The 12243-nt window shown below is 60.7% G+C and carries 10 protein-coding genes; 6 read left to right on the top strand and 4 right to left on the bottom strand.

What is annotated here, in order from left to right; translation table 11 throughout:
- The first annotated feature begins 71 nt into the window (after positions 1-71).
- On the top strand, positions 72-731 hold the full coding sequence (locus AC1DJO_RS15630; protein WP_477971559.1) for a peroxiredoxin: 660 nt from the start codon (positions 72-74) through the stop codon (positions 729-731).
- 231 nt (positions 732-962) lie between these two features.
- Here the strand turns inward: AC1DJO_RS15630 and AC1DJO_RS15625 are convergent, their stop codons facing one another.
- Positions 963-1883, bottom strand: coding sequence for a hydrogen peroxide-inducible genes activator (locus tag AC1DJO_RS15625; RefSeq protein ID WP_477971557.1), 921 nt, complete (start codon positions 1881-1883; stop codon positions 963-965).
- 160 nt (positions 1884-2043) lie between these two features.
- Here AC1DJO_RS15625 and katG point away from each other — a divergent pair, with 160 nt between their 5' ends.
- From katG to AC1DJO_RS15610, 3 genes are all read left to right on the top strand, one after another.
- Positions 2044-4236, top strand: a complete 2193-nt coding sequence (katG, locus tag AC1DJO_RS15620) for a catalase/peroxidase HPI (RefSeq protein WP_477971555.1) — start codon at positions 2044-2046, stop codon at positions 4234-4236.
- Positions 4237-4376: 140 nt separating this feature from the next.
- Positions 4377-5138: a hypothetical protein gene (locus tag AC1DJO_RS15615; protein ID WP_477971553.1), complete on the top strand. Its 762-nt coding sequence runs from the start codon at positions 4377-4379 to the stop codon at positions 5136-5138.
- A gap of 79 nt (positions 5139-5217) precedes the next feature.
- On the top strand, positions 5218-5673 hold the full coding sequence (locus AC1DJO_RS15610; protein WP_162702652.1) for an RrF2 family transcriptional regulator: 456 nt from the start codon (positions 5218-5220) through the stop codon (positions 5671-5673).
- Between the two features lie 105 nt (positions 5674-5778).
- Here AC1DJO_RS15610 and AC1DJO_RS15605 read toward each other — a convergent pair whose 3' ends face one another.
- Complete coding sequence (locus tag AC1DJO_RS15605) at positions 5779-6927, bottom strand: porin (protein ID WP_112518359.1); 1149 nt, start codon at positions 6925-6927, stop codon at positions 5779-5781.
- A 433-nt stretch (positions 6928-7360) separates the two neighbouring features.
- Between AC1DJO_RS15605 and AC1DJO_RS15600 the strand changes: the two genes are divergently transcribed.
- Positions 7361-7831 (top strand): RrF2 family transcriptional regulator, encoded by a 471-nt coding sequence (locus tag AC1DJO_RS15600; protein ID WP_477971551.1) that lies wholly within the window; start codon positions 7361-7363, stop codon positions 7829-7831.
- Here AC1DJO_RS15600 and AC1DJO_RS15595 read toward each other — a convergent pair whose 3' ends face one another.
- Complete coding sequence (locus tag AC1DJO_RS15595; RefSeq protein ID WP_477971549.1) at positions 7832-8917, bottom strand: acyl-CoA dehydrogenase family protein; 1086 nt, start codon at positions 8915-8917, stop codon at positions 7832-7834.
- 228 nt (positions 8918-9145) lie between these two features.
- Here AC1DJO_RS15595 and AC1DJO_RS15590 point away from each other — a divergent pair, with 228 nt between their 5' ends.
- A complete protein-coding gene (locus tag AC1DJO_RS15590; protein WP_310293872.1) occupies positions 9146-9883 on the top strand; it encodes a metallophosphoesterase family protein in 738 nt (245 codons plus the stop codon).
- Here the strand turns inward: AC1DJO_RS15590 and AC1DJO_RS15585 are convergent, their stop codons facing one another.
- A complete protein-coding gene (locus AC1DJO_RS15585) occupies positions 9884-12241 on the bottom strand; it encodes a polysaccharide biosynthesis tyrosine autokinase (RefSeq protein ID WP_477971547.1) in 2358 nt (785 codons plus the stop codon).
- Positions 12242-12243: the final 2 nt, after the last annotated feature.

The raw sequence follows: 12243 nt of genomic DNA, 5'->3' as shown, positions 1-12243 counted from the left end.
ATATTTCACCCGGTCAGGCATGAGGCATTCCCAGCCCCTGGCTGTCACCATCTTCATAAAGGTCCCATTCCATGAGCCTGCGCATCAATGACGTCGCCCCGGATTTCAGTGCTGACACCAGCCAGGGTCCTATCCAGTTTCATGACTGGATCGGCAATGGCTGGGCGGTGCTGTTCTCGCATCCGAAGAACTTCACGCCTGTCTGCACCACGGAACTCGGTGCCATGGCCGGACTCGAGGGCGAATTCCGTCAGCGAGGCGTCAAGATCATCGGCATTTCGGTCGATCCGGTCGAAAGCCACGCCAAGTGGAAGGGCGATATCAAGACGGCGACCGGCTTCGAGGTCGAGTATCCGCTGATCGGCGACAAGGATCTGAAGGTCGCCAAGCTCTACGATATGCTGCCGGCCGGCGCCGGCGAGAGCTCGGAAGGCCGCACGCCCGCGGATAACGCGACTGTGCGCTCGGTCTTCGTGATCGGCCCGGACAAGAAGATCAAGCTTGTTCTCACCTATCCGATGACGACAGGCCGCAACTTCGCGGAGATCCTGCGCGCCATCGATTCCATCCAGCTGACGGCCAAGCATCAGGTCGCGACGCCCGCTAACTGGCAGCAGGGCGACGACGTGATCATCACCGCCGCCGTTTCCAACGAGGATGCGATCGCGCGGTTTGGTTCGTTCAATACGGTGCTGCCGTATCTGCGCAAGACGAAGCAGCCTGCTGCTTGAGGTTGATTAAGGGGAGGGTTCGTTGAACTCTCCCTCATTGCTATGCTCGCCACAAGACGAGGGAAATGCCGTGCTCGTGGCCCCCCTCATCCGACCCTTCGGGCCACCTTCTCCCCGCTGGGGAGAAGGGAATGCAAAGGATGCCGCTCACGCCAACATCTCCTCTCCCCTCGGGGAGAGGGTAGGGTGAGGGGGCTCCGGGCGAGAGGGTCGCTTCCGAGCCAAGCGCCTTCACGCCTCGGCGTGAAGATGCTGCCTCTGCACGCTCCCCGCAGATCTCCTGATCACCTCACCGATCTCCATCAGCTGCCTGACCAGCGGGGTCGAGTTGCGCCAGATCATGCCGATGGTGCGTGATGGCCGGGGCGACTGGAAGCGGGCGATCGAGACTTGCGCCGAGCGGGTTTCGATTGGGACGGCCATTTCCGGGATCAGCGTGACGCCGATGCCGGCGCCGACCATCTGGACCAGTGTGGAGAGCGAGCTGCCTTCCATAATTTCCCGCGGCCGGGCCTGGCCGATGCGGCAGAAGGACAGTGCCTGCTCGCGGAAGCAATGGCCTTCCTCGAGCAGCAGCAGCCGCATTTCGCGCAGCATGTCGCGGTCGGGCACCGGGCGGCCTTCGTCTTCCAGGCGGCGGACGAGCACGAATTCCTCGTCGAAAAGTTTCAGTTCGGCCAGCGACGGTTCAGAGACCGGGAGGGCGACGATCGCCAGATCGAGATCGCCGCGGGACAGCTCCTGCACGAGCTTTGCGGTCTGCGTTTCGCGCACCTCGATCTGAATCCCGTCGAATGTGGCGTTCAGATCGTTTATAATTGCCGGAAGCAGATAGGGCGCAACGGTCGGGATAATGCCAATCCTCAAACGGGCCAGAAACGGATCGCGCGATGCGCGGGCGAGATCGCCGAGCTCATCGACTGCACGTAAAATGTCATGAGCGCGGGAGGCGAACATCTGGCCGAAGGCGGTGAGCTTCACCTCGCGGGCGCTGCGTTCGAAGAGATCGTTTCCCAGCTCCTCTTCGAGCTCCTTGATCTGCATTGATAGCGCCGGCTGCGAGATGGCGCAGGCATCCGCGGCAAGGCGGAAACGGCCGTGGCGGGCGAGCGCCTCGAAATAGCGCAGCTGTTTCAATGTCAGGTTCTTCATAACTTTATCTTATCGCGGCAATCAGTAAATCCAACTTAAATTTATCACATGCTTCCGATAAGAAGAGGGTAGGGGAGGAGGCGCCGAGGCGCTCAGCCGGCCAGATGGCACGGCCCCTCCCTGTCGACGGCAGATCATGGAATAATTCAAGGAGAACGTCATGGACGACCAGAAACCCGACAGCGCAGGCAAATGTCCCGTCCCGCACGGCGGTAACACGCCGCGCGCCAGAGGCAATCGCGAATGGTGGCCGAACCAGCTCAACGTGCAGATGCTGCATGGCCATTCCGTCCGCTCCGACCCGATGGGTGAGGGCTTCAACTATGCCGAAGAGTTCAAGAAGCTCGATCTCGAAGCGCTGAAGCAGGACCTTCATGCGCTGATGACCGATTCGCAGGAATGGTGGCCGGCCGACTTCGGTCACTATGGCGGCCTGTTCATCCGCATGGCCTGGCACAGCGCCGGTACCTACCGCATCACCGACGGCCGCGGCGGCGCCGGTCAGGGGCAGCAGCGCTTTGCCCCGCTGAACAGCTGGCCTGACAACGTCAACCTCGACAAGGCCCGCCGTCTCCTGTGGCCGATCAAGCAGAAATACGGCAACAGCATTTCCTGGGCCGACCTCCTGATCCTGACCGGCAACGTTGCGCTTGAGTCGATGGGTTTCAAGACCTTCGGCTTTGCCGGTGGCCGTGCCGACGTCTGGGAGCCGGAAGAACTGTATTGGGGTCCTGAAGGCACATGGCTCGGCGACGAGCGCTACAGCGGCGAACGCGAGCTGGCAGAGCCGCTCGGTGCTGTGCAGATGGGTCTCATCTACGTCAACCCGGAAGGCCCGAACGGCAATCCAGATCCGCTCGCTTCGGCGCGCGACATTCGCGACACGTTCGCCCGCATGGCGATGAATGACGAAGAAACCGTGGCGCTGATCGCTGGCGGCCACACCTTCGGCAAGACCCATGGTGCTGGCGATCCGTCGCTCGTCGGTGTCGAGCCGGAAGGCGGCGCGATCGAAGATCAGGGGCTTGGCTGGAACAGCAAGTTCGGCACTGGCCGGGCAGGCGACACGATCGGCAGCGGTCTCGAAGTCACCTGGACGCAGACGCCGACGCAGTGGAGCAACTTTTTCTTCGAAAATCTGTTCGGCTTCGAGTGGGAGCTGACCACAAGCCCGGCGGGCGCCAAGCAGTGGGTGGCGAAGACCACCGAAGCTTCGGTTCCTGATGCCTTCGATGCCACGAAGAAGCATCGCCCGACGATGCTGACCAGTGACCTGGCGCTGCGTTTCGACCCGGTCTACGAAAAGATCTCGCGCCGCTTCCTGGAAAACCCGGCCGAGTTTGCCGACGCGTTCGCTCGCGCCTGGTTCAAGCTGACGCACCGCGACATGGGCCCGAAGGCCCGCTATCTCGGCCCGGATGTTCCGGCTGAAGATCTGATCTGGCAGGATGTCGTTCCGGCCGTCGATCACAAATTGATCGACGATGCGGACATCGCGGCGCTGAAGGAGAAGGTTCTCTCGACCGGTCTTTCCGTGCAGGAGCTGGTTTCCACCGCCTGGGCGTCCGCCTCGAGCTTCCGCGGTTCCGACAAGCGTGGTGGTGCCAATGGCGCGCGCGTCCGTCTTGCACCGCAGAAGGATTGGGAAGCCAACCAGCCCGCCCAGCTCGCCAAGGTTCTCGGCGTTCTCGAAGGCATCCAGAAGGAGTTCAACGCAGCCCAGAATAGCGGCAAGAAGCTCTCGCTGGCCGACCTGATCGTGCTGGCCGGTGCTGCCGGTGTCGAAAAGGCGGCAAAGGCTGGCGGCCAGTCCGTCAACGTGCCGTTCACGCCGGGCCGCACCGATGCGTCCGATGCACAGACCGACGCTGCTTCCTTCGCAGCGCTGGAGCCACGCGCCGACGCGTTCCGGAACTATGTCAACGGGAAGCGCAAGCAGTTCCTCAAGGCCGAGGAAGCACTCGTCGACCGTGCCCAGCTGCTGACGCTGACGGCGCCTGAGATGACCGTCCTCGTCGGTGGTCTGCGTGTGCTGAAGGCTGGTGCTCCCGAGCATGGCGTCTTCACGTCGCGCCCGGAAACGCTCTCCAATGACTTCTTCGTCAACCTGCTCGATATGGGCACGCAGTGGGCTCCGGCTCCCGGCAAGGACGGCGTTTATGAAGGCCGCGACCGCAAGACCGGCGAATTCAAGTGGACCGGTACCCGCGCCGACCTGATCTTCGGCTCGCATTCGCAGCTGCGTGCCATCGCCGAAGTTTATGGTCAGACAGACGCCAAGGCGAAGTTCGTCAAGGACTTCGTTGCCGCCTGGAACAAGGTGATGAACGCCGACCGTTTCGATCTCGTCTGATCGATAGGATTCCGTCTGGACGCGGTAGAGACCGCGTCCAGACATCTGGCGCTCTTATTCCACAAGGCTCCGGAATCTCGCGGGATTATGCCTTGCGCCCATTTGCGCTGACTAATTTACGCCTGGATTAATCACATTTTTTGGACAGTGTGTTCCAGTTACGGGGATGGAAAATCTCCGGAACAGCCGTTAAAGATAGCGTCGTGATATATCGCGGCTGGCCGATTGCGCCGCGCGAGCGACGAGACGACCGTACGGCGAACGCACGGCCGTCGATCCTGACAACAATACGGATAGCCCTCTCCATTTCATCCTCCGCGGCGCCAATTCCTCCCAGGCGCATACGCGGCGATCCTGCTTTGATAATTCCTCCCAAGAAATTACAGCCGATACACACCATGACCACACCTTGCCCCGAGTTGTTTAAAACCCTCTTCGGCATCGCCTCCTATCCCGATACGCGGGAGACGGAGGAAAGCGACGTGATGCCGAGCCAAACTTTCAGGACGGCGTTGCGCATCGTTCTGGCTATTGCCTATAATCAGGCGCAGTCGCGCACGACGCCGCACCGCAAGATTTGCCGGATCGGCGGCATAGCCGAGCATGACGCCGATGCGATCCTCGGCCTTTTGAAGTTCGCAGATATTGTCAGCGGCGATGATGAAGGTTACCGGCTTGCCCGGTCGCCGCGTATGGTCTCGCTTGCCGAAATTTATGCCGCCGTCACGCCGGCCCGCAAGCTGCCGAAGACAAGCTTCGATTATCTCTATGATGCTCTGATCGACAAGGCCCGCACGGCAGCCATTGCCGACCTCGATGGCATTGACCTCTCTTCGACGCTCGCCGATCTGCTTGGGACCGGACAAGGGACGAGTTTTGAAGTGACCGACCGCGGCCACTAGCAACTGCAACTCGCCGATTCACAGCAATCGGCGATAGTGGTTCTAGATTTTTTGCTGTTTCGGCGGTATGTCACAATTGATGAGTGACACACGGTTTCCGACAGCGCTGCAAATCGTAGTGACGGTCGCGGTCAACGAGGCCGCGGGCGTTCGCACGACGAGCCCGTTATTGGCCGTCAGTCTCGACACGAACCCCAGTTTTGTCAGAAAAATCGTCTCGACTCTGTCGAAATCCGGCATCCTCGTCTCCAGCGACGGGGTCAACGGTGGGATACGCCTTGCAAGGCCGGCACCTGACATCAAGCTTCTCGACATTCATGGCAGCGTGCTTCCGGAGCAGAAGGCCTGGTCGGCAAGGGGAGGCATCCCCTCGATCTGCTCGGTCACCCGCAATATCGGCGCCGTATCGGATCAGCTGAGTGCGCAGGCCGACAGCGCGGTCGCAGGCGTGCTGAAAGGTGTTACTGTGCAGGATTGCATCGAGCAGATCAGTGCACTCGACCGCAGCGATCTCACCGCCGCAACCCACTCCTAAAAACTCAAAACAAAAAAGAAGCCCGGAGGGAAATCCGGGCTTCTTCACTGTGATCGGAGGTCAACCAGATCACTTGACGTGCGTCTCTAACCGCACGTCAATTCATTAGAAGTCGCGCTGCAGGCGGAAGAAGCCTTCAACCCAGTCAGCATCGCCCTTACCGTCAACCGTCTGATTGCCGTAGTCTTCCTTGACGTAGGTCGCGGTCAGCTTGGCATTCAGGTTTTCAACGACCTGGTAGTCGAGGGTCACGCCGGCGCGCCACATGCTGCCGTCATCCCAGCTGCCGTCAGCATCGGTTACGATGTTGTTGGTGTACTGAGCTGCAGGGGTGATGGTGAACTTGTCGGTTGCCTTCAGAGCGTACTGAGCAACGACCGTCCATTCGCCGTTTGCGTAGTAAGCGTTGCCGCCGTTGCCGGCGTCGCCGAGACCGCTCGACCAGATGACTGCAACTTCAGCCTTGCCTGGGCCAACGTCTGCACCGATACGAGCCGTGACGGCGCCTTCCTGGTTGCCAGCGTCATAGCCGCCGTAGACAGCCCAGGTGAAGTTCGAGAACTTGCCGCCGACCGAAGCGTCAACGCCGAGGGTGTTGCCACGCTCGTCCGTGCCGCCAACGAAGGACGAGCTGCGGGTGAAGGTACCGTCGTTGCCGCCGAGTTCTTCGAGCGCTACGCCTGCGTAGAAATCGCCAGCGTCATACTGATAGCGAACAGCGTTCGTGTTCGTCACGTTTGCCATTGCATCGGTTTCACCCGAGAAGTCGTCGTCCCACCAGCTGGTGAACTTACCAACGCGCAGGCCAGCGATATCGATGTAGGCCTGGTCGATGATCGTGCCGGTGGAAACGCCACCGAGGGTCGTCGAGCTTTCAGCGGTGATGCCGCTTGCGCCTGTAGCAACCGGACGGTTGTTGGCTTCGAGAACGATGCGGCTCGTCAGTGTGCCGTATTCCGTGTCGCTCTTGGCGTCGAAGGCGACGTGAGCGCGGGTACGGGAAGACCAGTCTTCGTTCGAGTTGTTCTTGTAAGCATCGCCGAAGCCGAAGCCGACGTCGAAGCGGAGGTAGCCACCGATCTTGAGGCAGGTTTCGGTGCCCGGAATGTAGAAGTAGCCAGTGCCGTAAGCGTCGCAAACGCGAACGTATTCAACAGCTTCCGGCTCAGCTGCAACAATGGCGTCGGCCGCGTATGCGCCGGACACCGAGCTCAGCGCAGCCGCCGAACCAATGAGAATAGAACGAATGTTCATAGCAGTTCCTTTTTCAATCGGGCGCAGGAGATCGCGCCGAGAAACCAGCGTCAAAAACCCATCCCAGTTTTGTCGAATCCCCTAAGGGAAAGCGGCAACCCGCGAGTATTGGATCGCACATCAGCCTAACCGTATCAAGCTGAGATACGGTTAGGTCACGCTGTTGCGGACCCCTGTTGCCAAAACGACACAAATTGATGATCTGAAAACGCAGATATGGGCATGCTGCAGCTGCGAAGCAAGGCCTTTGATATTGAAAATAAAACAGAAACGGCTGGATCCTGCCGTCGCCTGTGCGAAAAAGGCGGCACTCTGCGCAGGAATCCGATGTAACCTATATAAAAGCTGGCTATTTCATTGCGCGCCCATGGTTTCGGCGTTATTTGACAATAGAAGAAGGCATAATGGCGCGAATACTGCAGGGCTATCGAAGATGCTGACGAAAAAGGGAAAATACGGGCTGAAGGCGCTGGTCGATCTGGCCAGGCTGGCGCCCGGAGAGACGGCGTTCATCAACGACGTCGCGGCGCGCAACAACATCCCGAAGAAGTTCCTCGATACGATCCTGCTCGAGCTTCGCAATGTCGGCATCCTGCGCTCGAAGAAGGGACCGGGCGGCGGTTACTCGCTGTCGCGTCCGGCATCGGAAATTCGAATCGGCCATGTCATCCGTACGCTCGACGGTCCGCTGGCACCGATCCGCTGCGCCAGCCGCACGGCTTATGAAGCCTGCGACGACTGTTCGGATCCCGAGACCTGCCATGTCCGCCGGTCGATGACCGAGGTTCGTGACGCAATCGCCGACATCCTCGACAACATGACGCTGGAACAGTTCGTCGCCAAGGATGGCAAGCTCGGCGATGTCGACGTCGCCGAGGTTCTGCCGGTTTCGGCGGCTGGCTGATCAGATTTCCCAGTTAGGGCCGTAATAGGCGACTGCTTTCGCATGCAAGCCTGCGAGCTTGCCGCCGAGCGCCCGGATGCGGGCGTTGCGCCAGTGCCGGTCAAGGTTGCGGCCGATGCCGCCCACGTCACCTTTTGCGATCTCGAAAATGGCGGCGGCGGTGCGTAATGCCAGTTCGCTTGAATGCGCCTGTGCGGCGGTGGCTGAAAACTCCGCTTCGGTGATCGCCGTCCCTGAATTGATCTGGGCGATATCGAGCCGGTGTCCTGCCCGCTCCAGGAGGGCTGCCGCGGCTTCGATGCCGACAATCAGCCCGCCTGCGGCCGGCGGCATGATTTCGGCTTCCTGCAATTCCGACAGAACGGCGCGGGCAATGCCGAGATCAACGCCGGCATGCAGCAGCGAGGCGATCGCAACAACCGGTGCCTCCTGGCTGACAGCGGCATCTGCATTGGTCTGAACATTCTCAGCGATCAAAGCCGCGGTACCGTTGGTGCGTTGGCCGAACCCGTCCCAGCTGTCGACCACCTGCAGGCCTTCGCTCCTGCGGGCAAGATAAAGCAGAAGGTTGTTGCCGGGGGTCGAGATCGCCAGCCAGTCGGCAAAAAGCACAGCTGTTGCCTGCCGGCTGCGGCCATTGATGCGGTGGCCGAGGGGAAGGGCGGTAACAGCATCGGTGTCGAAGCTTGCTTCGGCAAAGCGGTCTCCCGCCAAAGCGCGAGTGAACAGCGGGCGCTTGAGATCGTCGCCAGCGTGCTGCCGCAAGCCCTCCAAAGCCGAGAAATGGACTGCCAGGCATTCGCCGATCGAGGCATCGCCCTCGGCGATGATCGCGACGATTTCCGCCAGCAGCGCGTTGCTGACGTCGAGACCTTCGTATTCGGGGGGCACGGTGATCGCCGTCAGCCCCGAAAGCGACAGTGAATCGAGCTCGGAATAGGGAAGGATGCGATTGATGTCGCGTTCGCTCGACTGGCGCCTGAAATCGGCGGCAAGGCGGCGCGCCGCTGCGACCGCTTCTTCCTCGCTCTCGATCCGGTGTGCGGCCGGTCTCAGCCTGTCGTGCAATTGCGATACTGTTCCCATCGGCCATTCTCTTCTTGATGTCCGTATGAGTGATCGATCCCATCCTTGTTGATAAGGCTGCATTTTCTACAAAATCGGTACGGTTTGAATTTTTCTACCAGCTTGCCAGCCGCAGCCTTTTGCCTAACTATTTCGTAAAGCTCACAATTCGCACTTCACGGCTTCCAGCACAGCGCGGGATCGACTATGGCTCATTCATTCGCAGACGACGACCGTGAGGTTAGGACCATGTCATCGCCATCCCGGCAGCGCCTCCAGTTCGACCCCGGCGATATGCCGATCTATGCGATCGGGGATATCCACGGCCGCCACGACCTGCTGGAGATGGCAGAGCACACGATCGTCAGGGATGCGGCGCGTCTTCCGGGCCGCAAGCTGCTAATCACGCTCGGGGATTATATCGACCGCGGCCCGTCCTCGGCCCAGGTGATCTCGCATCTGATGATGCCGCCGCCGGAGAATTTCGACCGGATCTGTCTCACCGGCAATCACGAGATCATGATGCTCGACTATATCGACGGCAAGATTTCCTATGCCGAATGGATGCGGATGGGTGCCGATGCGCTGCTGCGGTCCTATGGTCTCGATCCCGAGCATCTGCCGCTGATCTTTCCGACGGCCTCGAAGCTGGATACCTTCATCCGCCAGTCGCTGCCGAAGCCGCATATCGATTTCCTGCGGGAAATGCCGATCTATGCCGATACGCCGGATATTCTCTTCGTCCACGCCGGCATCGATCCGACACTGCCGCTGGAGCGGCAAAGCGACGAAGATCTCGTCTTCATCCGCGAGCGCTTTTTCCAGGCCATGAAGCCGCTGCCGAAGCTTGTCGTCCACGGCCACACGCCGGTCGAGGAGCCGGAGATCGAGGCAATGCGCCTCAATCTCGATACGCGGGCTTTCAAGACAGGCAGACTAACCGTCGCCCGGTTCTGGCGCGGTCAGGTCCACCTTTTCTCCACCTGATCAGGCGTTGGTTTCAGCCGGTTCCTGCTTCTTCGAGATCTCGTCGGTGTAATAGCTGACATATTTCTGGCGGTAGCGTTCGGTGCCGCCAAAATTGCTGAATTTGCTGAGCTCCGACATATCCGTCTTGTTGAGGATAACGCCGAGGATCTTCTGCTTGATCTGCGGCTCGGCATTCAGGATGTCGCGCACCACCGTCGTCGGTGTCTGGCCCCATTCGGTGACGAAGAGGAAGCCATCGACCTGCGGCGCAAAGGCCTTGGCGTCGATGACAGGACCAAGCGGCGCCAGATCGACGACGACGTAGTCGAACATCTTGCGGGCGTTTTCCATCAGGTTGAACATGCCCTGCGACGCGAGCAACTCGCTCGTATGCATCAGGTTGTCGTTGGACACGACCGGCAGGATGGCGAGCTTGGTGCGGTTATCGACCTTGACAGCGCTGGCCCAGGGGATTTCGCCGAGCACGGCTTCGACGAGGCCCTTCTGCGGCGGCTGCTTCAGCATGCGCGTCAGGCCCGGGTTGCGCAAGTCAGCGTCGATCAGCAGCGTGCGCTTGCCGCTGGAGGCCAGCAGGGCCGCGAAGTTGGCCGCAGTCGTGGACTTGCCTTCGCCGGGGAGAGCGGAGACGACGCCGATGACACGGTCGGACTTGCCTTGGAACATGACGTCGCTGGCAAGCTTGGCATTGCGCAGCGTTTCGGCAAAGACCGAACGCGGCGCTTCCAGAACGATGCGCATGATGCGCTCGAAGCTGGCTCCATCGTCGGCCACCGTCTCGACCGGCTGCGGTAGCGGCTCCTTGCGCGGCTTGAAGACCTTGCGTTCCTTCGGCGGCTTGCCGACCAGCGGTAGGTAGCCAAGGAATTTCAGGCCGAGGATGGTGCGTACATCGCCTTCGACACGGAAGAAGCGTTCGCGGAATTCCTGGAAAGCGGTCAGTGCGCCACCGGCCATCAGGCCGAGCACGATGGCGAGACCGAGCGTCATGGTCTTCTTCGGGCTGGAAGGCGAGGCCGGGACACCGGCTTCCGAGATAACGCGTGCCTTGGCGATCGGGAAGGACTGCTGCTGCGAGGCCTGCTCGTAGCGGGCGAGGTAGGATTCGTAGAGGGTCTTCAGCGCCGTTGCGCGCTGTTCCAGATCGTTGAGCTGAACGATCGACTTGTTGGACTCCGAATTCTTGCCGGTCAGGTGCTCGATATTCTGGCGCAGCGACGCTTCGCGCGAGCGGGCGACTTCGAATTCGTTGCGGTAGCTCGACGTCAGCTGCTGCAGTTCCTGGAAGATCTGGCGTGTGAGATCGGCCTTTTCCGTACGAAGCTGGACAGCCTGTGGATGGTCGGCGCCGAAATTGGTGGTGATCTCGGCTTCGCGGCGGCTAACCGAGATGTAGCGCGTGCGCAGATCCTGGATGACCGAATTGTCGGTCTGGCCGGAGGAGATCGCCGCATTGTTGACGGCACCATCCGGGCCTTGATCGACGATCGACTTGAACTGGTTGTAGCGAGCCGAGGCGCTGGCGGTATCGGCCTGCGAGACAATCAGCTGCTTGTTGAGATCGGCAAGCTGCTGTTCGGACATCAGTTCGCCGTTGGCCGAAGTGAGCCCGTTCTCGGTCTTGAATTTGGCGACTTCGAGGGCGGCCACCTGCGAACGGTTGCGCAGGTCGGCAAGGCGCTCCTGCAGCCAGACGGAGGCGCGCTCGGTGGCATCGAAATTGGCGTTCAGCGTATCGTTGAGATAGGCGTCGGCATAGGCCTTGGTGATCCGGGCGGCGAGCATCCTGTCCGTCGAGCGGAACGAGACGGCGATAACCGAGCTGCGGGTGACGCGGGAGACATTGAGTGCCTGCTGCAGCATGGCGGCGGCCTTCTGGCGGCGGCCTTCCTTGGCATCATCGTCCGAAACCGGCGGGCCACCGGGCGTCAATGCGCTGACAACAACCTTGAGGCCGGATTTCACAAGATCGACGGGGCCCTGGCCGGTGTCGAGGATCGTCTGGTTTTCCGACAGGTTTTGCGCATCGACGACGCGCAGCGCCAGTTCGGTGGATTTCAGGATTTCGACGGCGCTGGCGATCTGCATGTCCACCTGCTGAGAGCTGGCGGCCGGCGCCTGATCCTCGGCATACTTGGTCATGCTGTCATCCAGCAGGATCTGCGTCATCGAGGTATATTGCGGCGTGGCGAATAGCAGATAGACGCTGGCGAGTGCCACCAGCGCTGCAACGCAGAGCGCAATCGAACCAGCCCGGCGGATCACAATGGCGATCAGGCGATCGATGTCGATAAAGCTGTCGCTATCGTCAGGGGCCTTCGGGACTGTGCTGTGCAGGGTCAGGTTTCGTTGGTTCATGG

Source organism: Rhizobium sp. 05N430 (assembly GCF_056396985.1).
Note: the sequence above shows the minus strand (reverse complement) of the source record. Positions and strands in the feature narration are given on the sequence as shown.